Origin of the sequence: Oceanobacter sp. 1_MG-2023 (genome assembly GCF_030689025.1) — a bacterium.
In the GTDB taxonomy this organism is placed as follows: Bacteria; Pseudomonadota; Gammaproteobacteria; order Pseudomonadales; family Oceanobacteraceae; genus Oceanobacter.
Genome location: NZ_JAUYWA010000008.1, coordinates 108,988 through 133,041, shown reverse-complemented (window position 1 = coordinate 133,041; position 24,054 = coordinate 108,988). Strand labels below are relative to the sequence as shown.

The 24,054-nt window shown below is 54.3% G+C and carries 17 protein-coding genes; 10 read left to right on the top strand and 7 right to left on the bottom strand.

Annotated elements, in window-relative coordinates; all coding sequences use genetic code 11:
- Positions 1-30 precede the first annotated feature (30 nt).
- Both tilS and Q8W22_RS07660 read left to right on the top strand, forming a co-directional pair.
- A complete protein-coding gene (gene tilS / locus Q8W22_RS07665; protein ID WP_305451980.1) occupies positions 31-1,503 on the top strand; it encodes a tRNA lysidine(34) synthetase TilS in 1,473 nt (490 codons plus the stop codon).
- A gap of 289 nt (positions 1,504-1,792) precedes the next feature.
- The gene (locus Q8W22_RS07660; RefSeq protein ID WP_305451979.1) at positions 1,793-2,419 is read left to right on the top strand and encodes a hypothetical protein; all 627 of its coding nucleotides are present in this window, start codon (positions 1,793-1,795) and stop codon (positions 2,417-2,419) included.
- Between the two features lie 129 nt (positions 2,420-2,548).
- On the opposite strand, the gene nhaD is transcribed toward Q8W22_RS07660, so the two are convergent.
- Complete coding sequence (nhaD, locus tag Q8W22_RS07655; RefSeq protein WP_305451978.1) at positions 2,549-3,811, bottom strand: sodium:proton antiporter NhaD; 1,263 nt, start codon at positions 3,809-3,811, stop codon at positions 2,549-2,551.
- Between the two features lie 307 nt (positions 3,812-4,118).
- A complete protein-coding gene (locus Q8W22_RS07650) occupies positions 4,119-4,757 on the bottom strand; it encodes a cyclic nucleotide-binding domain-containing protein (protein WP_303431902.1) in 639 nt (212 codons plus the stop codon).
- A 547-nt stretch (positions 4,758-5,304) separates the two neighbouring features.
- Here Q8W22_RS07650 and Q8W22_RS07645 point away from each other — a divergent pair.
- Both Q8W22_RS07645 and Q8W22_RS07640 read left to right on the top strand, forming a co-directional pair.
- A complete protein-coding gene (locus tag Q8W22_RS07645; RefSeq protein WP_305415440.1) occupies positions 5,305-6,429 on the top strand; it encodes a putative zinc-binding metallopeptidase in 1,125 nt (374 codons plus the stop codon).
- Positions 6,430-6,519: 90 nt separating this feature from the next.
- On the top strand, positions 6,520-7,056 hold the full coding sequence (locus Q8W22_RS07640) for a DUF924 family protein (protein WP_303433503.1): 537 nt from the start codon (positions 6,520-6,522) through the stop codon (positions 7,054-7,056).
- A 20-nt stretch (positions 7,057-7,076) separates the two neighbouring features.
- Here Q8W22_RS07640 and pta read toward each other — a convergent pair whose 3' ends face one another.
- From pta to Q8W22_RS07615, 5 genes are all read right to left on the bottom strand, one after another.
- Positions 7,077-9,128, bottom strand: a complete 2,052-nt coding sequence (gene pta, locus Q8W22_RS07635) for a phosphate acetyltransferase (RefSeq protein WP_305451977.1) — start codon at positions 9,126-9,128, stop codon at positions 7,077-7,079.
- A complete protein-coding gene (locus tag Q8W22_RS07630; RefSeq protein ID WP_305451976.1) occupies positions 9,125-10,306 on the bottom strand; it encodes an acetate/propionate family kinase in 1,182 nt (393 codons plus the stop codon). Before Q8W22_RS07630 ends, pta begins: the two co-directional genes overlap by 4 nt.
- A 149-nt stretch (positions 10,307-10,455) precedes the next feature.
- Positions 10,456-11,460, bottom strand: coding sequence for a methylated-DNA--[protein]-cysteine S-methyltransferase (locus Q8W22_RS07625; protein WP_305451975.1), 1,005 nt, complete (start codon positions 11,458-11,460; stop codon positions 10,456-10,458).
- A gap of 145 nt (positions 11,461-11,605) precedes the next feature.
- Entirely contained in the window at positions 11,606-14,077 is a 2,472-nt protein-coding gene (gene pbpC, locus Q8W22_RS07620; RefSeq protein ID WP_305451974.1) for a penicillin-binding protein 1C, read from the bottom strand.
- Complete coding sequence (locus tag Q8W22_RS07615; RefSeq protein WP_305451972.1) at positions 14,070-19,142, bottom strand: alpha-2-macroglobulin; 5,073 nt, start codon at positions 19,140-19,142, stop codon at positions 14,070-14,072. Before Q8W22_RS07615 ends, pbpC begins: the two co-directional genes overlap by 8 nt.
- Before the next feature lie 194 nt (positions 19,143-19,336).
- Between Q8W22_RS07615 and Q8W22_RS07610 the strand changes: the two genes are divergently transcribed.
- From Q8W22_RS07610 to Q8W22_RS07585, 6 genes are all read left to right on the top strand, one after another.
- A complete protein-coding gene (locus tag Q8W22_RS07610) occupies positions 19,337-20,554 on the top strand; it encodes an argininosuccinate synthase (RefSeq protein ID WP_303433492.1) in 1,218 nt (405 codons plus the stop codon).
- 244 nt (positions 20,555-20,798) lie between these two features.
- The gene (locus tag Q8W22_RS07605; protein WP_303433490.1) at positions 20,799-21,230 is read left to right on the top strand and encodes a hypothetical protein; all 432 of its coding nucleotides are present in this window, start codon (positions 20,799-20,801) and stop codon (positions 21,228-21,230) included.
- Between the two features lie 163 nt (positions 21,231-21,393).
- Positions 21,394-22,050, top strand: coding sequence for a peroxiredoxin-like family protein (locus Q8W22_RS07600; RefSeq protein ID WP_305451971.1), 657 nt, complete (start codon positions 21,394-21,396; stop codon positions 22,048-22,050).
- 41 nt (positions 22,051-22,091) lie between these two features.
- Entirely contained in the window at positions 22,092-22,562 is a 471-nt protein-coding gene (locus tag Q8W22_RS07595; RefSeq protein ID WP_303433486.1) for a DUF302 domain-containing protein, read from the top strand.
- Positions 22,563-22,755: 193 nt separating this feature from the next.
- Entirely contained in the window at positions 22,756-23,025 is a 270-nt protein-coding gene (locus Q8W22_RS07590) for a hypothetical protein (RefSeq protein WP_305451969.1), read from the top strand.
- Between the two features lie 136 nt (positions 23,026-23,161).
- Complete coding sequence (locus Q8W22_RS07585) at positions 23,162-24,037, top strand: glycosyltransferase (protein ID WP_305451968.1); 876 nt, start codon at positions 23,162-23,164, stop codon at positions 24,035-24,037.
- Positions 24,038-24,054: the final 17 nt, after the last annotated feature.

Sequence of the window (24,054 nt, the reverse complement as noted above, 5' to 3'; positions counted from 1 at the left end):
CAGCAGCACGATGACGGGGAGAGCGTAGTGATGGCAAGCACCCCCGAGGCGGAGTCCGGGTTACTGGCAACGTCACTGGCAGAAGTTCTGGCCCGGCGGATAACGCCAGCCGGTCGGATCTGGGTCGGATTCAGTGGTGGTATGGATTCATGTGTGTTGCTGCATTTGCTGGCGCATTGGTGGCAACAGCAAGGTGGCGCTTCGTTATGCGCCGGATTACACGCCATCCATGTTCACCACGGCTTGATGGCCGAAGCCGATGAGTGGGTCGATTTTTGCCAGCAACAGTGTCAGCAACTGGGAATACCACTGGTGGTTGAACGGGTCACGTTAGGAGGTCGTCAAGACGGCCTTGAACAGGCGGCCCGGCAAGCGCGTTACGAGGTTTTTCAGCATTATTGCCAGGAGCACGACTGGCTGCTGTTAGGGCACCATGCTGACGATCAGGTCGAAACCCTGTTCAGCCGCCTGACCCGGGGCAGTGGCTTGGGCGGCCTGGGGATGCCTCAAGTGCGCTATTTGTCGTCAGACGGCAAAGGCCATGCTCCCCGGTTGTTACGGCCGTTACTGGCTTGCTCCCGGCAACAATTGCGTCAGTACGCCCAGACACACCAACTCAACTGGATAGAAGACCCCTCCAATCAGGATACCCGGCTGGAACGGAACTGGTGGCGGCAACATCTGTTACCGCAATTGTCGCAGCGGTTTCCTGGCCGTGAGCACTCACTCAAACGTACGGTACGGCGTCTGGCAGCGGATAAATCCGCCTTTGACCATCTGTTGGCGCCGGTACTGGCGCAATGTGTGGTTGCCGATCAATGGCCCGCCAGTGTCGGCCCCTGTCTGGATATTCAGGCCTGGCAAGGGCAAGCGGCGGTATTACACGAGCCATTACTGTTTGCCTGGTTACAGCAAGCCGGTGTTGATGTCGCCAGTGAAGCCCGCTTGGGTGCGCTGGTCAAACAGGCGTTATATGCCGCTGCCGATGCACAGGTGCTGATAGAACTGGGAGATGTGCAAGTGCGGCGCTTCCGGGGACGTTTGCATCTGGTACAGGCTGAGCGTGACTGGCCCATAACCCCGGCCACTACCCTGGTATTAACCGATCCGGGTGTGCCGGTGACGACCATCCACTTGTTGTTCTGGTCGGTTGGTGAGCTGGTGCTGGCAGAGGCCAACCGTGCTACACCTGAGGGCATTATCAGGCCAGGGGAGTATCAGTTGACGAATCTGTTACAGATCCAGGCATCGTTTCAGGCGCATACTCAGAGGTCGAACACGCCAAGATTACGACCGCCAGGGCGTCCTTCCAAATCATTGAAACAACTCTGGCAAGAAGCCGGTATCCCCCCTTGGTTACGGCCGCATTGGCCGCTGTTACTGCAGCAGAAAACGCTGGTGGCGGTGGTGGGAGTTGCCTGCGACCAGGCAGTGGCAGCGGACGCTGACCAGGGTGGCTGTACACTGCTATGGCAGTCTGGAGTGCTGTGCTCCGGCGACTAGCGGCGGAACCGGTGGTTATTTCCAGACTCTACCCCTTAACGTCGTTCGACGGTCTGCCCGATGACCTGCTGGCCAGAGAGCCGGTTGGGTTGACGTGTAGCGTCAAGTCAGCGGACGGATCGCTGGCAGCCAACATAGACAGAAACAACGAGGATACATGCAACAAGGTCTGACCACAGGATTGGTGATATTGATCACAGGTGTAGCGGTCGCAGGATATTGGCAGGTTAGGGAGCCACATTGGCCGACATTTTTCCCTGAAATACGTGAGCACTTGGGAATAAATTCGGTGGAGCCGTCGTTATCTCTGACTGGCCAACAGATACCTGCTATTCAGGCCGGTGCAGATGAGGCCGGTGTGGGTGCGACTGCAACCTTGCCTTCGGCAGCGATAGCGGGCACTGACCCGCTGACCGAGTCTGATTCGTCCGCGAATACGGATCAGGGACATGACCAGACCGGCGCGAGCCAGTCAGCGGATCATAACGCCATCAAGGCGCTGTCCTCCGCAGCAGCAGACCCGAAGCAGCAGGAAACCACCTCAAAACCATCGCCGGTACAGTCCAGGGAACCGTCTCTGGAACAACCAAAGAACAAGAATACCGCTGTCAAAATCCAGGAAAATGTGGCGGAGTGGCAACCACCGACCGAGCAGCAACAAGCGCTGGAAGAGGATATGCTGCAGTCAGAAAACCCGCCATTAAACCTGCGATTACCCGATAGCCTTGAACAAGAGCCGTACAATTTCAGTACCAACCCGGCGCTGCTGCCCAATGTATTTAATACACAGCAACCTGCATCGGTGCTGGATATGTCGGGCAAACTGTACTGGGATGAGTCGGAAGAGGCGGAGACCAAACCAATGCGGGAAAATATTACCGGCGCTGAAGTTGAGCTACGTTTTCGTTTACCTTGAACGCTACCCGCCAATAACACGCTGGAGCAGGTCAACAAGCTGGAGCAGGCAGAAGGAAATTGGCGATAGGCGAAAACACAGGGAGGCAAAGCCTCCCCGGCAAGCATAAATCCAGCGGTATCTACCGGCTCAGGAAATAGCCATTCCCAACCCCAATACGGCGATATAACCCACGCTATAAGCCAGCAGCAAGGCCAGGCTATAGCGCAGGTAAGTACCGAATGTCAGCGCTTCAATTTTGCTCATGGCGACAATCCCGGCCGCCGAACCAATGATCAGCAACGAACCACCCACACCCACGGCGTAAGTTAACGACAGCCATTCGGCCAGATTCATGCTGACGTCGGCTTTTAGCAAGGCGGCGGTTAATGGCACGTTATCAATCAAGGATGACAGCAACCCCATCAGGTAGTTGGCCGACCAGGCGGGCAGGTGCTCGTACAGCTTGACGAAGGTGTCGAGGGCGTGGATCTCTTTCAACGCGCCGACCAGCAACAGAATGCCAAGGAAAAACAACAAGGTATCGAATTCGATCTGGCGAACGTAATCCAGAATCGGATCATTGACCGTATCTTCACCGTACAGATGCGCCACCAGAAACATCACTGCCAGACCCGTCAGAAAGCTCAGTACCGGCGGAATATCAAACAGCACATTACCGGCAATGGTGGAGAGAATGGTAAACAGGAAAATAATCGCAATGGCGGAGTCGACCCTTTGCAGTACATGGGTCTTGCGCTGAATGATGGCAGTATCGGTGAGTGGAGCAGACAGTATGGTGGCGAGTAACAAGACAGCCAGCAGCGAGGGCATCGACAGCAACAGCAGGTTGGTGATCGAGACCTTGCCTTCAAGGAAAATCATCAGGGTGGTGACATCACCGGTAATCATGGCGACCCCGCCAGAGTTGACGGCGAATACCACCAGAGTGGCAAAACGCAGGGTTTTTGGGGTCGGCAGGTTCAGCGACAGAATCAGGGCGATGGAAATCAGGGTGGCGGTGATGTTATCGGCTAACGAAGAAAACACAAACGAGAACAGGCCAGTCAGAAATAACAATTTGCGTTCGGATATCTGGCTGGGCAGTACCTTGTAAATCAGGCTTTCGATCATGCCTTTTTTGTTCAGATACACCACAAAAGTCATGGCGGCCAGCAAGAACAGCCAGAGGCTAGCGATTTCGCCAATATTTTCTTCCAGACCATCAATCACACGCTGATGCTCGGCGGGATCAGGGTTGCTGCTACTGAATACAAACAGCAAGACCCAGGCAAGAGCGCCAAAGAAGAGCACCGATTGTGCTTTGTTGATATGGATGATTTCTTCGAGGACAACGGATAGCAGGCCAAGAACGGCCAAGCCTATCAGCAGGTATTGCAGTATATCTGTCATGCGGGCTCCGAATCGATGAAAGACTTCGTTCACCAGACATCACGGTAGCCGTATTGAGAGGGAAGAAGTATCCATCTCCAATAAAATAGTAAGGCGGCTATTCTAGAGCAGAAAACATTCGTGAAATAGTAGTTAATTAACGAACATTGCAATACTTTGGTGTTGATAATCGTACGAAAATCAAGCCTTCAGGCGTACAAAGTCGTCATTTTTGACAGGCTGCGGGGTAAGATGGCGAGAAAGTGTCGTGCGGGCGGATGTCAGTCTGTGGAAACAACATCCAAGTCATTTCCTCTTGGGCGCGGACTTAAGTGGCCGGGGTTGTATCGGCCGGAGTGGCATTCCAGTCACATAACAATTCCGCCAGTACATGGGCCTGTACATGCAGAGCTTCCAGTTCTTCCGGTGTATCTCGTGAGCCAGAGAACAGTGGGATGGTACGCAGCCGGGATACCAGCGGGTGGGATGGATTGGCAAAACGGTTTTTCTCGATGTTCCAGCGGATATTCGCCGTGAGCATGCGGAAAAAACTCAGCTTGGTGGCGAGGGAAAACGTTGAGAAATCGGTAATATCACGAAAATGCTCATAGTCGACACCGGCGAGGATGGCATTGCGGGTTTTAACACGTAACGAAGCCGAACGACGATCATCGAGCACCATGGCCATTACGCCAAGCAATTCCCCTGCGCTGATAATATTGATGGTCTCGCTGTTGTCATCTGCCATCACTTCCAGCTCGCCACGCAAGAGAAAATAAAGAATATTGGCAGGGGCATCCTTGTGCAGAATGAGTTCTCCCTGTTCGGCAAAACCGAATTGGGTCTGAGACATCAGCAGTTCGAATTGCGTTTGATCGGTACTGATCAGTTCTTTGTAAAAAGTCACACCAGCCAGAAGACGATGAAGGGTATCCGGCGGGCAATCCTCACGAGTGATACGTCGCATAGATTTTCCAGCAATAATAAGGGTTAGAATTGGGCGACTATAGCACGGCAGATTATGTCCGCTATTGCATAGATCAACAGGAATCCGACTTTCATTTTTTTGAAAAGAAAAAATCCAGCCACGATTCACTGCTAAAAAATGATTATTTAACAAATAGTTAGATAAATTTTCTACTACTCTGTGAAATAGCCAAACGAATAATGCTGCCCTGTAAGGGGACATCTATTTAATCCGGTGCTCACTCTGGGCTACCGGATGGTTTCGAATCACGAAGCCGACTTGCAGGCCTGACGAGTCAAGTCAAAAGTCGGCGACACCGAGTCGAGATCATCCGGCAGCCCCCGAAGGGCACGGGTTGCCGTCGTCCAGTGCGGTGTTGACGAATTTGAAAAGGACTCGTCATTTCGCTGCATTCGTCGCCTTGCCCTGAACAACGGCAACACTCGCGCAGAGCCGTGCAGGATTAAATGGATGTCCCCTGTAGGGACGGCATCGATAATAATCAACGGATCAACCGGTTTTCCACCAGGGTTGTCAGGAATTATCCATGAAACTGTTTCAATGCTCGAAGTGCCAGCATGTTCTGTATTTTGAGAATACACGCTGTGAACGTTGCAAGAGTCCATTGGGATATCTGCCCGAACTGGAGCAGCTGGTACCGCTGGTGGCTACCACTCAGAAAGATATCTGGGAAACGACCGCAATGCCAAGTGCTTCTTGGCGGTATTGTGAAAACCATCAACAAGATGTGTGTAACTGGTTGATTGCAGCGGACGATCCGGACGAATTGTGTTCCGCCTGTCGTCTGAACCGGCATATTCCCAACTTGTCCGATAGCAGCCATCACGAGGCCTGGCGAGCGCTGGAAGTGGCCAAACATCGGCTGGTGTACAGCTTGTACCGTTTTCATTTGCCGCTGGCCAGCAAGCTGGATCAACCCGACAGTGGCCTGGCATTTGATTTTGTGGATGAAGACGGGCACTTGCCAGAAGGAGTGGCGGCGACCACTGGCCATGCCGAAGGGCTGGTGACGATCAATATCAACGAAGCGGATAATGTCGAGCGGGAACAGATGAGGGAAGATATGGATGAGTCCTATCGCACCCTGATCGGTCATTTTCGTCACGAAATTGGCCATTATTATTGGGAGCTGCTGGTGCAGCCAGATGATGAGGTATTGGCTCGTTTTCGCAGCTGTTTTGGCGATGAACGGGCGAACTACGGTGAGTCCATGGCGCGTTATTACCAGGAAGGTGCTCCGGCTTCATGGCGACAGCAGTTTATCAGCGCCTATGCGACCTCGCACCCATGGGAAGACTGGGCCGAGAGCTGGGCGCATTACCTGCATCTGATTGATATGCTGGAAACCGCTTTTGCGTTCGGGTTATCGCTGGCACCTGCGGTGGACGAATCGCCATCCGGGGAATCACTGCTGAGCACCGAGGCAACCTTTGACCCTTATTTGCAGCAGGATTTTGGCACTATTCTCGATGTGTGTTTACCAGTGACCTATGCGGTGAACAGTCTGAATCGCAGCATGGGGCAGCCGGACGTGTACCCCTTTGTGTTATCGGATGCCGTGGTCGCCAAGCTGGCTTTTATTCACGAATTATTATGGCACTGGCGGCAGGCAACGCCACAGGTGACGGTTACCCGGTCTGGCAGTGTGTGAATTCAGGCACTGCAAACACAGGAACCGCAAGGCCGTAAAGGCATCCAAAGCAAGACCACGAATATTCAACCCACCGGGAGGTATAACAGGATGTTTTGGGAAGTCATTGATTTCTGGTTTGAGGAGACAGAACCAACGCAGTGGTTTGCTAAAAATGCCGCGTTTGATGAGCAGATTCGGCAACAATTCGCAGTCGTGCACCAACGGGCCTGTGCCGGAGAATTATGGCACTGGCGTCGCGAGCCTCATGGCCGACTGGCCGAAGTGATTGTGCTGGACCAGTTTTCCCGCAATCTGTTTCGGGACAGTCCACGTGCCTTTGCCCAGGATGGCATGGCACTGGTCATGGCGCAGGAGGCGGTCCAGCAACGGGCTGATCTGGAGCTGAACACAATACAACGCAACTTCCTTTATATGCCGTTTATGCACAGTGAATCCTTGCGGGTGCATGACGAAGGTGGGCGCTTGTTTGCGCAAAACGGTATTGAAAATACGCTGTTGTTCGAGCGCCGCCATCGGGAGATTATCGAGCGGTTTGGGCGCTATCCGCATCGTAATGCGGTGCTGGGGCGAGAATCGACCGAGGCTGAGTCCTTGTTTTTACAGCAGCCCGGCTCGTCTTTTTAGCCGGGCTGCTGGTCCTGCGGTCAGATTTGTGTCGCCTGAATGGCCGTTAGAGCAATGGTATAGATAATATCCTCAACCGTTGCACCTCGAGACAAGTCATTGACCGGCTTGGCCAGCCCTTGCAGCATAGGGCCAATACTGATCACCCGGGCGCTGCGCTGAACAGCCTTGTAGGTGGTGTTGCCGGTATTCAGATCCGGGAAAATCAGCACCGTCGCCTTGCCTGCTACCAGACTGTCCGGAGCCTTGCTTTTGGCGACCGCCGGGGTTGTGGCTGCATCGTACTGTAATGGCCCGTCCACCAGAATATCGGCCCGCCGCTGTTTTACCAGCGCAGTTGCTTGCCGTACCTTCTCGACATCGTTACCACTGCCAGAAGCTCCGGTGCTGTAGCTGATCATGGCAACTCTGGGTTCAATACCCATGGCGGCCGCAGAGTCGGCACTCTGAATGGCAATATCCGCCAACTCTTCGGCATTCGGGTCCGGGTTAACGGCACAATCGCCGTATACCAGCACCTGATCCGGCAACCCCATAAAAAACACGGACGACACCAGTCTGGCACCCGGTGCGGTGCGAATCAGCTGTAACGCCGGGCGAATGGTATTGGCGGTGGTATGCACGGCACCAGAGACCAGCCCATCAACGTCCTGGCACTGCAGCATCATGGTGGCGAGCACCACGTTGTCTTCCAGTTCAGCGAGTGCGCAAGCCCGGGTCAGCTGCTTGTGCTTGCGCAGTTCAACCATGGCATCGGCGTATTGTTCCCGCAGGCTTTGTGGCGGCAACAACTGCAGATCCTCCGGTAGCACCAACCCTCGTACCTCGGCCGATTGACGGATTGCTTCCGGTTCTCCGAGCAGAATACAGCGGGCGATACCGCGCTTCTGGCATTCAATGGCGGCCTCAATGGTGCGCGGTTCATTACCTTCCGGCAATACAATACATCGATTGGCGGCGATGGCTTTTTGCACCAGCGAATAGCGGAAGGCAGCAGGGCTGAGTCGGGTGGCGTGAGGGGCACCAAGGGTCTTGATCAGAGCCTCGGTATCCAGTTCTGCTGCGACACTGGCCATGATGCGTGATTCCCGCTCGACATCATCGACCGGCACCTGATGGCTGAGTTGCTGCAGACGCGTGGCGATCAAGGTCAGGTTCTCTGTACTGGTCATGACCGGCAGACCTCCGGCCCAGGCGCTGCGACAGGCTTGCTGGATCGGCTCGCCGGGCAGACTGTCACCTCCCAGGTCGGTCAGCAGCAGGCCAGCCAGGGGCGTTCCGGCAAGACTGACCATGGAGGTTGCCAGGATCAGATCGTCGCGGTCTGCGGGAGTCACCAGCAGAGTACCTGGCTGTAACTGCGGCAAGGTGTGGCTCAGGGAACCGGCCCCAAGCAGAATACGGGCAACCCGACGCTGGCTGATTTCACCTTCATTCAACAGGCTGGCACCGATGGCGTGACAGACATCACGGCTGCGCGGCTGCGTCAGCTCCGGGTTCCAGGGAATACGGCCAAAGCAAGGAGGGAGTTTGGCATCAATACTGACCTGATGGCTGCTATCCGCCTTGTTGATGATATGCCCCACCACATTGACATCGGCAACACGGAACAGGCCGGATTGTAATTGCAGCTCGTGCTCAATCTGGTCGCCGCTGTGATGGTGGCCACTGAGTACCAGCAAGACATCCGCTCCCAGGGCTTTGGCCATATCAACATTCAGCCGGGCGGTGTATGGCTCGGTGCGGTCGGGGACAACGCCTTCGATCACCACCACATCCGGCTGCTGCTGGCAGGCCTTGGCATGCAGGGCCACCACATCTTCCAATACCCGGTCGGTCTGCCCGGTATTGATACGCTGCTGTACTGTATCCAGAGTCATGGAATCCGGAGTTGTTAACCCCAGCACCGAGCGCACCAGCGTAGTGGAGCGTTCTGGCTCGTGAGATGCGGGAGCAACGGGTTTCAGAAACGCGGTTTTAACGCCCAGGGTATCCAGCGCATGTAACAGGCCCAGGCTGATACTGGTCAGACCGGCATCGATGCCGGTAGGGACAATAAGCAGATGAATCATTGGCTGATCAACTCCCGTGTGTCATTGGCAATCATGGTTTCTTCAGAGGTGGGAATCACCATCACCAGCGGGCTGTCTGGCTGGCTGATACGGCCTTGCTGGTCGCCGTGCTGCTGGTTCAGCTGTTCATCGAGCCGGAATGGCATGCTGAGCCACTGGGCCAGAATACGCTGGCGAATATCGCTGGCATGCTCACCGATACCACCGGTAAAAATCACCGCATCAATATGTGGCAAAGAACAGGAAAGGGCGGCGAGTTCGCGGGCAATACGGAAGGTGAAGACATTGATTGCCCGTTGGGCACCTTCATGGCCTTCGGCTTCGGATTCGAGCAACACCCGCATATCGTTACCGATACCAGACAACCCTTTGAGGCCGCTGTGTTTATTCAGTGTTGTCATAATTGCTGTCATATCCAGATCCGAATGATCCAGCATATGCTGGGCCAGCCCCGGATCGATATTACCGCAGCGGGTGCCCATCACCACCCCTTCCAGCGGTGTCAGCCCCATGCTGGTATCAACCGATTGCCCATCCCGGACGGCACATACACTGCAGCCATTGCCCAGGTGACTGATCAGTAAATTAAGTGATTCGGCCGGTCTGGCCAGGCGCTGGCTGGCTTGCTCAAGAATGTAGCGATAGCTGGTGCCATGAAACCCATAACGGCGTACCCCGGCGTTTTGATACCACTCATATGGCGTGCCGTAGAGCCAGGTTTGCTCTGGAATACTCTGATGAAACGCCGTATCAAATACAGCCACTTGCGGGGCAGACGGAAACAGCTCTTTGCATAAATGGATACCGACCAGGTTCATCGGATTATGCAGTGGTGCCAGCGGCGACAAGGTTTCCAGTTCGGCGACGTTATCGGCATTCAGCACAATGCTGCTGTGAAAACGTTCGCCGCCATGAACCACCCGGTGGCCAACACCGGCCAGGTCGTGGAGTTTGCTCCGCGTGGCCTCGATAAAGGCCTGCATGCCTTCCTTGTGGCCAGAGCCAGGTGGCAGGTGGATGCGTACTTCGGGGTCGCCGTGGAGAATCAAATGGGGTTCATCTTCGCCCAGTCGTTCGGCAACACCGGTGAAGGTGGTTTTGGGGCAGTGATCTTCGGGAAACAGGGCAAACTTGATGGATGAGCTGCCGCAGTTGATAACCAATATAGGCTGTTTCATTCGCTGTCCTTGATGATGAGTAAGATCAATAGGGTGATTCAAGCCAACATGATGAGTCATGCTTGATATTTAAAAATTGATTAGTAACAGGCTGCGCTGTATTTCTTACATTCATTACACAGGTTGGTAGTGAAGTGTGTTTGTTTTTGTTACCGGTTAGGCGCCGTGGCGGGGTGGGTATCTGCCATGTAACAAGACTCCCGGGCCAGCATGGCCGCTTTACGCTGGACTCCCCAGCGATAACCGCCGATGGCACCACTGGCCTGGATCACCCGGTGACACGGGATCAACCAGGCCACCGGATTGGCCCCCACTGCCCCGCCCACGGCACGGCTGGCGTTGGGATTACCCAGCGCTGCCGCCAGCGCACCGTAAGTGGTACGTGACCCACTGCCAGTTTCCAGTAATGCGCGCCAGACACTGACCTGAAAATTGGTACCACGCAGCAAGAGCGGAACCGGTTGCTGCTGCGATAACGTCTGCGTTTGTAATGGTTGAAACACATAATCGAGAAGACGGCTGGCAGCGTGATTGTCTGCCACTAGCTGCGCGTTAGGCCAGCTGCCCGATAAACGCTCAAAGGCCGCATGGTGATCGGCGGCGGTCGGGTGCTGGCCGGTAGCCATTGGCGTTGTCGCGAGAAACGTCAGCTGGCAGATCCCGCGGTCGGTCCAGGCGATAAACGCCTCGCCAAACAGTGTAAAACCACGGCCATAACGGATCTGCAGCTCTGCTCCCATGCGTTTGAAATCACCGGGTGTCACGGCCTCGATGGCAACAAAATGATCGTAAAGACGGGATGGACTGCTTAACCCCAGTGCCAGGCTGGTATCCAGCAGACTGTGATGATCGAGCAGCAAGGGTTTTGCCTGTTCGGTGGTGAGTGTCTGCAAAAAACGTTTGGGCGATACTCCCGCCCAGCGCTGGAACAGTTTCAGACAATAACCTGGGCTGAGCTGTAGATACGCCGCCAGGGCATCAAGGGTTGGCTGTTCCGTTACATGCTGCTGCAGATAATCGATCGCGGCGGCAATACGGTGAAAATCACGGCTTTGCTGCTCGCCAGCGTATGGCTCGGTACCCTGGGCAGAGCGTTGGGTGGCAGGTTGAACAGAGCGCTGTTGTAGCAGAGAAAACGCTGGTGAGTTGCTCATGACAATCAGTCGGGTAGTGGTATCAACCTTCAGGATACCCGGCTGTCTGAGTGGCAGCGACCCGATTGTGGCTCTCGATGCCTGACAGCTTGTGCCTGATCGTCAGTTGCGCTGCCTGCAAACGTTTGTCTTTGGCGCTACGCCACTAATCCGCATAAACCGTTATACGATCGCTGTTACCTTCGTTATCAATCAAGACGATTTGTTGCGCGCCAGCGCGGCGTAAAGACAGGGTCAATGGCTGCTGTTCGGTGCTGCTGCCCCGGTATTCACCATTGATATACCAACTGCGGGTGCCAACGCCGCCATTCGCGCTGAGGGTAAGGCTGGGGAGTACATGTTCCCCGGCCGGGTTGTTTTGGCTGGCGCGGATATGTTCGCCGGGTTCTATCCCTGTGATTTGCAGCTGGCGTTCGAGTCGTAAAGATGATTCACAGCCAGGTGCCGGTGATGGGAGTTGTTGGCTGAGACGCTGCGAGGCGGGAATCCAGGATTCCAGCATGATTGGCCACAGGGCTAATGATTGTAAGCGGGTTGGGGTGCCGCTGCGGTCGCAGTGAGCGTTGACGCGTTGGCCATGTTGGTTGACCAGAACGGGCAGAGGGTTGGGAGCACCGGGATTGGCGCTGTCTGGCAAGGTTGGTGGCACCAGTTGGCGAATACTCCAGCCCGTTACCGTGCGGTGGCACTGGTCGTCAGGGGTGTCGCTGAGCAGACGGCCCAGTGGCCAGCAGGCGTCGATGGCCTGTACTGGCGGAGGCGGTTCCGGCCAGCGTGGCCGGCGATCGATCATGGTCATGATACGTTGCAGCGCAGGCATGGCGGTGACGGCCCCGAAATAGCCGGGTGACGGCGTGCCATCCGGGCGTCCAAACCAGACGCCGACAGTGTACTCCGGGGTGATACCAATGGCCCAGCTGTCGCGAAAGCCATAGCTGGTGCCGGTTTTCCAACCGAAGGTGCGGGGCTGGATCACGTCGACACTGCGGGTGCGATTGGGGAGCGGGTTACGTAGCCAGTCGGCGGTGACCCAGGCGGCTTCCGGGCTGAGTAGCTGGCGGCCACGGTTGGGAAGAGCAATGGGCGGGGTGTTTATCGCTGGGCGGGAAGGCAATGAGTGTGTATGTGCTGCCGATAGCAAGGGTTGTAACGGAAACACCTGGCCCTGATTCATCAGCGAGCTGTAGAGCATGACCAGTTGCCACAGGCTGACGCCACCACCGCCCAGTGCCAGCGACAGATTCGGGCGGGCAGCATCGGGGAGTTGGTAATGGAAACCGGCATTGCTGAGGGCAGCATAAAAACGTGCCGGGGTTAATGCTTCCAGCACCTGTACCGCTGGCAGGTTGAGAGAGTAGTTCAAGGCCCGTGGTGGTGAGACCGGCCCGGAAAAACCGGCCGAGAAGTTACCCGGCTGATAGGCCTGGCGCAGCCGGGGGGCATCGGTTAGCAAACTGGCACCATGAATCAGCCCTTGATCCAGCGCCAGACCATAAATAAAAGGCTTTAACGTTGAGCCAGGGGAACGAATGGCTTGCACCATATCCACATGCCCCAGTCGTTGCGGGTTGCCAAAGTCGGCAGTGCCACTGTAAACGCGGATTTCATGACTGGGATTGTGTACCACCAGCACGGCGGCGGAGTGATGGCGGGGGAATAGCTGGATATCGCGCTGTAACTGACGGCTGATTTCCCGTTGCAGGTCGCCGTCCAGAGTGGTGTGAATCAGCGGTTGTTGCGGATAACGCTGAATCAGATGGCGAGCCAGCAAGGGAGCTTGTTGCGGGGTGTCGGGTTGGCGCGCAAAGACCGGGTCCAGCAGCGCCTGTTGATAGGCGTGCGGGCTGATGGCCTCAAAACGCAGCAGGCGCCGGAGTACTTTATCCCGGGCGGCCCGTGCTCTTTGTGGGTGGCGATCAGGGCGCAGCCGACTGGGCGCTTGGGGCAATACCGCCAGCAAGGCGGATTCTGATAACGACAGTTCAGCGGCAGGTTTGTCGAGATACATCTGGGCAGCCGCTTCGACTCCCTCGATCACGCCGCCCATCGGAACATAATTCAGATAGAGAGTAAGAATTTCTTCTTTGCCCAGTTGCCATTCCAGTTGCAAGGCCCGCAATGCCTGCTGCAGTTTGCCACTGAGGTTGCGGTGGTGCGGATACAAACGCCGTGCGACCTGCATGGTCAGAGTGGAGCCTCCCGATACCACACAGCCACATTGCAGGTTTTGCCACGCAGCACGGGCGATGGCGAATGGATTGATACCGGGGTGGTGGTAAAACCAGCGATCTTCGTAGTGCAATACCGCGGCCAGATAGTCGGGGGCAATCTGGTCGAGAGTGACTGGCAAGCGCCAGACCCCCTGGGCATCGGGAAAGGCGCGCAGGGTGCGGCCATGACGATCAACCACCACACGGGAAAACGCCTGTTGATTGTGCTCCGGCAGTTGCAGTGGATAACGCCAGTTCAGCAGCAGCGCCAGCAGGATCAGGAGAGCCGTGCCGGCTCCCAGCCATATGACCCATCGTAACCCGGTTGGTTGTTCAGGCTGCTGCCGGTGTTGGTGCTCGTGCTGCCGGGGCCTGGCCCGGCGTTTGGCGATTGATGGTTTACTCAATGATCAGCCAGTGTGTATTGGCTCCCACCGAGCGGGCTTCCGGATCGTACATATCTTCCAGCAACGGGCCGGGAATACGGTATTTGCCGGGGGTGACAGCACGTACCAGATAAAACACCCGCGCGCTGCGATGGTCGCCGGTTTCCAGGGCGGCGACAAAGCGGTCGTCACGGTATTCCTGATGGATCACACCGTTGTTCTCCGTCCAGTCGGCAACTGAGGTGCCATCGATCTTGATTTTGGCTACCGACAGGCTGTCGAGCAGGTTCTGGTTCTCCAGCTCCAGGCCCGCAGGTAACAGATCGACGGCCAACAGATCCGGACGATATTGTGTGCTGCTGATCTGTAACTCCACCAGCATCAAATCTCCGGTAGCCAGAGTCAGAGGCTGATCGGTAAGGGCGATGGGTTGACCGCCCTGATGATAGTAGCGGCGCTGGATATCAATATTGTGAGAGCTCCTGGATTGGTTCAGCTCACGGTAGCCTTGCACCAGCAGCTCGGCACTGAATGTCTCGGTGCCGGTGTTGGTGAGGGTTAATCCTGCCAATACGTCCGCGTCACCGGAGTTGAAGTGCTGCATCTGTTGGCCGGTCAGGTCATGGCTGACATCGGCATAACTCAGGTTGGCTTGCCAGTGGTTGCCTTGTTGTGATGATTGCTGCGCTTGCTGGTGTGACGCACGCAGCAGTTGAATACGCTCCTGGGTACTGAGGTAGCGGCGGCTGCGCAGACTGGCTTCCAGCGAGAACAGCAGGTCATCTGCCCACTCGGTATCGAGGTTGTTGGCCATCAGCAGCGCCGCCATGGCGGCCTGATCCCGGATGGCAGAGCCGTAGTCGCCGATGTAGAGGTTTTCTGGTCGTTGTGCTTGTCGGGCCTGTTGCAGCAGCTGTGTTGCCAGTGCCTTGTCGCCGAGCTGTTGGGCTGCCAGGGCCAGATGCACCAGTGCCAACGGGGTGGCGTTGACGGGCTGGGCGTTACTGAGTGAGCGGACATCGGTCAGGGTGATGCGTTGCTGCTGGGCCAGTACATACGCGGCATAGGAGCGATAGATAAAGCGGTACAGCGTGCTGTCTTCGTTCCAGCGTTCGGTGTTATGGCCGCGACCACGAATGTAGTCGTGCAGACGCGTCAGCGCTTTGTCGATGATTTCCTGATCGACATCAAAACCACGGTTTTTGGCGTCAACCAGAAACTGGGTCGCGTAGGCGGTGAGCCAGTGTTGTTCGTAGGCATCACTGGATGACCACAGGCTGAAACCACCGCTGCTGAGCATTTTTTTGATAATGCGCTGAATGCTGGCTGCCATTGCCTGTTCACGGGAGATGCTGCTGGCGCGCCTGTCGTTCAGGGCATCGATTTGCTGTTGTTCGACAAACAACCAGGGATAGCTGCTGGACACTGACTGCTCCAGGCAGCCATAGGGGTAATGCAGCAGCTGGTCGAGTTGACGGTGTGGATTGAGGTTTACCTGGGGGTCCAGTGTCAGCCGGGTGGAGAGGTAGCGGCTGTCCATGCCGTGCAGTTGCCCGGCAGTCAATTGCAGTTGTTCATTGCTGCTGAGACGGCCCCGGACAAATTCGGAGTAGGCCGGTAACGTCGGGCGGCTGATCAGGGTCCAGCGGCGGTCGATGGGGTATTCCGGTAGCCCTGTGACTTGCATGCGGAATTCAATTTCGCCCAGTGAGATGGTTTCCGGATAGGTTGCCCGGAATGGATAACGCAGCGTCTGTTTTTGTTGGTTGGCCAGCGTCAGGGTACGTGGCTCGGCCTCAAATTCGACCGGGCCAAAGGCACTGGGGGTGACGGTCAGGGTCTGGGGTTGGCCACTCAGGTTGGTGACGTCGAGAGCGATATGGGCATCGTCATCCATACCGGCAAACCGTGGCATCGATAGCTGGGTCACAATGGGGGCGGCCACCGTGACTTCCTGTTCCATATGACCAAAAGCATCGTCGGTAAAGGCCACGGCCATCAGCCGCAGACGGCCGTTGAAGTCGGGTAGCTGCAGCGGAATATTGGCAACCCCATTAACGACGTCGACCTTGCCGGAAAACAACGACACGATTTGTACTTGTGAACGGGCCATGTCGCCGCCTCGGGCCATGGCGGCATCACCACCAAAGTTGAGCGTCGCTGGTTGGCTGTTGTTGAAGTCGATCACCTGGCTATAGATATCGAACATATCAACACTGTAGCGACGTGGTTCAAAGAAAAAGCTGAACGGATCGGGGGTGTCGAAACGAGAGATTGATAACACGCCAACATCGACCGCAGCCAGTGTCACCCAGGCTTGTTTGGGCGCTTGCTGTTGCTGGCTGACCTGTAACTCGACGTTGACGGTGCGGTCTGGCAGCCAGCGTTCAGGGACGTTGGACTCAATCGTCAGTTGGCGGTCACTGCGATCCAGAGGCAGGTGAATCAGGCCAATGGCGCGGGTGGGGGTAATACGTTTCTGGCTGTCGGCCGGTTGCAGATGCAACACGCTGACGTAAATATCATGGCGTTTCCAGCTCGGGTCGATCGGGATATCAACATGACCTCCCTGACTACTGAGGTCGACGCGCTTGAGCCATAACAATTGGTCGGCTTCGACCATCACCAGCGCCTGAGAGGTCGCTTGTGGTGACTGTTCCGCTGCAGAGGGTGGGGTAATGGCCAGGCGTGCAACATCCCCGCCCTGATAACCACTCTTGTCCCAGTTCAGCGTTACCTGGCGGGGACGCGCATTGCCATCTTGTCTGCCATACCAGCTATAGCCGGACTGGAATTCCAGTACGGCGGTCTGGCCGCTGTCCGGGTTTTCGACTTCCAGTCGATAACTGCCCCAGTCGACAGGGACGGCAACCGGAGTTGGCTGATTGGCCGATAGATCCACCGCCAGGGTCAGTTCAACAGTGGTGCGCTCTTTTTGTTCGTAGTACCAACCCCGGTCGCTGCTGTAACGCCAGTCGTGATCCGGGTTGGTATTGATCAAGCGTACCTTGACCTGACGGGCGGCCAAGAGCTGGTCGCTGCCATCAGTCATCAGCAGTTCAAAATGGGCCAGGCCATTGGAAGGGGCACGATCATCAAACAGTGGGCGAACCCCCACCAATGGCGAGTGAGGTAGCCAGATTTCTTTTTGCCGCCGTACGACTGGTCGGCCACCGCTTTCAAACAGACTGGCGGTAATGGTGATGGCCATCGGTGTGGGCGACGCTGACCAGCTGTTGGTAATGGCGAGATCCACTTTTCCTTGTGCATCCAGCGTGTGTTCAAGCTGTTGCTGGTTATTCCAGTCGGTTTCGGTAGCGTTGCCAAAGACGTAGTCGGACCAGCGTTCAAACGGGTGTAACTCGGGTTGGATATCCAGTGCTGCCTGCAGTCGATTCCCTGCTGCTGGAGCACCGTACAGATACTCGCCCAACAGTGGCACGGTCAGATTGCTGTTACCGTGGTGCAGGTTGGCATCGCTCCGAGTGGCTTCCGGGTGCCAGCTGATTTTCAGTCGTTCCGGCATAAAGTCTTCGACTTTGAAGCGATAGCGGCTGGTGGTGTTGTCGGGCAAGCGGATACTGATCTGCCAGTCGCCGGTCATGGCATCAGCGGCCAGCGGTAGTGACCAATGGTAATAACCGGAGGTGGACGGTGACAGCGTCAGGGTTTTGACTTGTTGGCCGTCGGGGCGTGTGACAATGGCCTTGAGTTTGGGCTGACGAATTTTTTCGCCATCCTGGCCGCGCAGCAAGGCGGAAAACTCCGCGGTTTCGCCTCCTCGATACAAATCACGGGGGCTGTAAATAAACAGCTCCTGCTGATGGGGGGAGCGTTGGCTGAAATGAAAATCCGACAGGTCAATGGCACTGGTTTTCAGCGGTAACAGACTGACCGATTTTCCTTTGCGCACCACCAGTGCGGTACTGTTGGAATTACGACCATGAAGCAAGGTGTTACGAATACTCAGTTGGCCGCTCTGGTTGGTTGTACCCAGCCGGACGGCGGAGCCATCCCTGGACAGCAGTTCCACCTTGGCATTGGCAATTGGCTGGGTGGTTTCCAGGCTTTGTACCAGCAGTTCTGATTGATTGGCGTATTGATGCAGGTGCAAGCCGAGATCAGTCAGGCTGTAATACGTGGTCGCTTGTTGGGAATCAAAGGTGCCGGGGATATTCATCACGACCAGGTAGACACCCGGTGCCGCCAGCTCGGGAATATCACCAATAGGCAGGTTGATCTGGCGGCGGCGGTTTTGTTCGTCGGTCAGCTTGAAACGGCCTTCATATTTCAGCTCGGCCACCTGTGACAGATACTGTCGGGTCCAGCTGGATGAGCGGATGTTTTTACCAAGGTAGAGACCGGCCTGATGCAGTTGGTCATCCTGCATGCGGAAAAAACTGACATTGGCTTCAGGGACGTTTTGGGTAATAACCGGCAAGCCTTGCTGGCTGCTGAAGGCCAATACCCGGCCATCGCTGGCAAACGCCAGACTGGCGGGAGCTGCCTGGGTGTTAACGGTTGCCTTGCTGCTGCTGTTTAATACTGAGCCGTTGATGCCTTTCAAGCCTGCGCTGACGGTCAGCTTGTATTGGGTTTCTGGCTCGGCACCCAGCATGTACAGAATGCGGCGATCATCCGACAGCACCCAGCTTTTGCTTTTGGAGCTGTTGACGTTGATATATTCATCGAATGCCTGACGGTCGTCCAGTGGTACGGAGAACTGGATATGCACCGTGCTGCCGCCGTCGTAACTGGCTTCACTGATACGCACGACCGAGAGCGGTATACCGTCGTAACGTTGTTGAATATCATCGGTTGGTATGGCGTTGGCGGACTCAACGCCAGAAGTCGAGTCAGAAGTCGAGTCAGAAGTCGAGTCAGAAGTCGAGTCAGAGGTTGGCGTTGGGGCCGCCGGGAGCGTCTCTGCAGCGGCGGCTGCTTGTGCCGGCGCAGAGGTTTCACGCACAGCAGCATTATCTGTTTCTGGTTCCGATTGAGTACAACCGCCGGTGACTGTGATGACAGCCAATAGGCCAGTCAGCGCGAGATGAGCGCAAGCCTTGCGCAGTAACCCGTTGGACATTTCCCTTCCCCCAAAAATAATGGGGCGGAATTAAGCCATATTTGCATGTGGGTAGCCAGTGACACCATCACACCAGCTGGCTAAAAGGGCGCAGGGCCGATAGAATGTCGCCCTTTTCTTTTCCCGGTCGTTTCATCCTCATTCTGATTGAAATGCCGGAGCCTTCCCAAGGCTGAATTCATCTGGAGAATTTCATGTCAGACATCAAAAAAGTGGTGCTGGCCTATTCTGGTGGTCTGGATACATCCGTGATCGCCAAATGGCTGCAAACTGAATACAACTGCGAAGTCGTCACCTTTACCGCTGACCTGGGTCAGGGCGAAGAAGTAGAGCCTGCGCGCGCCAAAGCAGAAGCGCTTGGTATTAAAGAAATCTTTATCGATGATCTGCGTGAAGAGTTTGCCCGTGACTTCGTTTTCCCGATGTTCCGCGCCAACACCATCTACGAAGGTGAATACCTGCTGGGCACTTCGATTGCACGGCCATTAATCGCCAAACGTTTGATCGAAATCGCCAACGCAACCGGTGCCGATGCCATTGCCCACGGCGCAACCGGTAAAGGTAACGACCAGGTGCGTTTTGAGCTGGGAGCCTACGCTCTCAAGCCCGGCGTTAAAGTAATTGCGCCATGGCGCGAATGGGAACTGACTTCCCGTGAAACCCTGATGGCTTACTGTGATGAGCATGACATCAAGGTCGAGAACAAAGCCGGTAAAAAATCCCCATACTCCATGGATGCCAACCTGCTGCACATCTCCTACGAAGGGGATCTGCTGGAAAACCCGTGGAACGAGCCGGAAGAAGACATGTGGCTGTGGTCTGTTTCACCGGAAAACGCCCCGGACGAAGCAACTTACCTGACACTGACCTTCAAGAACGGTGACCCGGTTGCCATCGATGGCGTGGAGAAATCCCCGGCCACCATTATGGAAGAACTGAACAAACTGGGTGGCGATAACGGCATTGGTCGTGTCGACATTGTTGAAAACCGCTACGTCGGCATGAAAGCCCGTGGCTGTTACGAAACCCCGGCCGGTACCATCATGCTGAAAGCACACCGGGCGATCGAATCCATCACCCTGGATCGTGAAGCGGCGCACCTGAAAGACGAGTTGATGCCGAAATACGCCAACCTGATCTACAACGGTTACTGGTGGTCGCCAGAACGCAAAATGCTGCAAGCCGCCATCGACGACACTCAAGCCGTCGTTAACGGCGACGTACGGGTGAAACTGTACAAAGGCAACGTTATTGTGGTTGGCCGTCAATCAGAAGGCTCGTTGTTCGATGAAGCCATCGCTACCTTCGAAGACGATGCCGGTGCCTACGACCAGAAAGACGCCGCAGGCTTTATCAAGCTCAACGCCTTGCGTCTGCGCACGGCTGCCAAAAAAGGCCGTGGCATGCTGTAATAGGGTCTGTAGTGGATGACCGCAAGACCAGAAACGGGAGCCTCGGCTCCCGTTTTTTATTGCCTTATGCCAGGCTCGCTCCAGATCAAACGGTGGGTGATGTAGCAAGCAATAAGCAGTAGCAACGGAAACAAGCCCTAAAGCCCGCTTGTGACTGAGAGAATGGGGTTGGGTATTTATAGAACGGCTGATAGAACAGCGGATAGAACGGCTAATAAAAGGGTAAAGGTGAAAGGTGAGTCAGATGAATAGATTGATTGGGTTATTGTTGGTTGTTTTATCATCGGTTTCTTACGCTAAAGACATCGATTCTGCCGCTGGTTTTCTGGCCGATTTTTTATCTGGTCATTACACCCTGGTCGGCAAGGCGGTTAATTCCGATGCCACTTACACCGGAAAAGTCACCCTCTATCAAGAACACGGTGCTCTGAAGGTGAAACGAGCGATCAATAACCGGGTTGTTCTGGCTGATGCAACGCTTGAAAAGTCATTCAGCGGCGATGCCGATGTGCTGAAGATCCAGTTTACGGATAACGGCGTGAACTATAAGGAAAGCTGTCTGTTCAGTGGCGACCTGGATAATTATGCTCGCATCAGCTGTTATCTGTATATGGCGGATGGCGAGACCAATAGCCGTGGACTGGAAACATTTTTTATCGACCCTGTGCCGCGCTAGGCAGTGAACACCCGGCGGCGGATTAACATACCTGCGGATACGGACAGCATTGGATTTACAGCGCCATGGCCCGTTGATATGGTCCGTTGGAATAATTGTTCAACTTTACTGACGCATTGTGGTCTGTACTCTGGCCCAATCCCTTTAGCTTGAAAGGAAAACCATGACCAGTCTCAGACAGCAAACCGACGCCCAGATCGAGAAAACGCGCCAGGCAAATCCTGTGTTTATGCAAGCGATCGAAGACGTGCTGGAATCCGCCCGGCGTTTTGAAGCTGGCTGTGAGGCCATTGCCGTCGGTCAGACAGCTCCCGATTTCAGCCTGCCCAATGCCAGTGGTGAACCTGTTTCACTGGCTGCCATGTTGGCCAACGGGCCGGTGGTGATCGCCTTTTACCGGGGCAGCTGGTGCCCTTACTGCAACCTGGAATTACGGGCATTGCAGGCTCGGCTGGCAGACATTCATGGATTGGGTGCTGAGTTGATCGCAATCAGCCCGCAAATGCCGGATGAGTCGTTAACACAGCCTGAACGAGGTGCCCTGGCCTTTCCGGTATTGTCGGATCAGGATGCCCTGGTGGCTGCTCAGTTTGGTGTGGCCTGGCAAGTACCGGATATCATTCTGGAGCATATGCGGGTCGATCGAAAACTGGATCTGGCCGATCTTAACAAGGGTAATGGCAGCATCTTGCCGATTCCGGCGACATTTGTACTGGATCGCCATGGGGTGGTGGCCTGGCAGTTTGTTGATGTCGACTACCGCAAACGTGCCGAGCCAGAGGATGTGGTTGCCGTACTGCAACAGCTGGCCGGTGAATAATCTCATGGCATGTTATCGATGGCTTAACAGGACCTATCAACATGATTAAATCAGTTTCAATCAGCCTGCTACTGGTGGCTGCGACATTTTCGACGACCACACAGGCTGCCGACGCAGCAGCGACTGACAGCCTGGTCCGCTATGAAAGCCGTTATTCAGTCGCTGAAACCGCCGACCGGTTTGAGCATATCGTCAAACAAAAAGGCCTGACGTTATTTACCCGGATAGATCATCAGAAAAATGCCCGTGGCGTTGATCTGGAGCTGAGGCCTACCGAAGTGATTATTTTTGGTAATCCAAAAGTCGGGACCCTGCTGATGCAATGCGCCCAGGACATGGCGATTGATTTACCGCAGAAAGTGTTAATCACAGAGGATGCCGACAATAAGGTCTGGCTGTCTTATAACAATCCGGAATATTTGAAGAAACGTCATCATATAACGGGCTGTGATGCGGTCATCGGTAAAATATCCGGTGTACTGGGCGCACTGTCACAAGCGGCGGTTCAGTAAGTATCAGCGATGGAAATCAGTTCATGGCTGTGGCTGTAGATTTCCAGAATATTGCCGAACGGATGGACGCCAAAAATATTCTTTGACAACCTTGCCAGACTATAAGAATCTAATAAGACAATGTAGCCGACCGCTGATGCGTCGGCTGATTGAGGCGTTGTAAGTCTTCTATAGGTTTCGGAGGGATATGATAATGGCAGGATATAAAACTGGGTCAAAATGGAATGACGAGAACGAACTTCGTTGCTTACACGCATTTAAGCAGCTTGAGGAAAATCAATTTCCAAGAAAGTTACTTACTGAGCTTTCTAAGGGTGTAGCAACAGCTACAGGTTTAGATGTTGGATCAGTCAAAGCCAAAATAGGCAACTATAATTCAGTTGTGGGTGTTACTGGCCACTCTAATGCATCGAAAAATACCATTTCAATATATCATAAATACGGCCAATTTAGCGCGATTTAAATCCAAAAAAATTATTGCTGTTTACAAAATTTTATAACAAGGCCAGAACAATTTTGCAATGTAAAAATCGTATTATACTGGACGGCCTACGCTTCGACTGCCTGTGTTGTCGGCGTTATGTGTAAAAGGGATATTTATGACACTTCTGAGTACACTGGGGTATGCACCTAAAAAAAAATCTCCAATTCCAGTCAAGGAATTTATCAATGCGAATGAAATTAGTATTGTGATTCCTGTAAAAAACAACCAGTTTGGAATTTCTAGATTTTTACATATCTTTGAAGAAATAACGCCAAAGGAGTTTTATCCTTTAGAAATTATAATTATTGATAATAACTCTGGTCTACCGATTGAAATATCTAGAAATTATCCTGTAAAGTTGAGGCTGTCTAAATGTAAGCCGGTGGGTCCTGCTTCTGCCAGAAATAAAGGAGTGGAAATATCAAAAGGCCAATGGATTCTATTTACTGACTCAGACTGTATTCCAACAGAAAGCTCTATTTCTGGATATTGTAGAACTGATAACAAAGTAATAGCTTATGCTGGTGGGATAGAAATAGTATCAAATGACATACTTTCAAAATATTATAGAACCCAAGAAACCCTTATCCCACCTGAGGCAAAATATGCTGAAACAGTACGCCCAGACTATCTTGTTACAGCAAACTGTTTGATTCAAAAAAGTGCTATAGATTTTGTTGGTGGTTTTGATAGTAATTTTAAACAAGCTGGAGGAGAAGATATAGATATCGCCTTTAGGTTGTTGGAAATAGGTGAGCTAGATTACCAGTTCAATAGTGTAACCCGACATGAATTTGATGATGGGGTAGCAGGATTTGTTAAAAGATTTAAACGATATGGTAGAGGTAATAAACAATTAGCAATAAAGTATAATTTGGATTTATTGCCGACATTTTTCTTCCCTAAGAAAATTTCATTTTTCAACGTACTTCTTGCCGTTATTCAATTTTTGGCAATGCGTTATGGATATGCAAAAGGTGGCATTAAATGAAAAGGATTTTGATCACT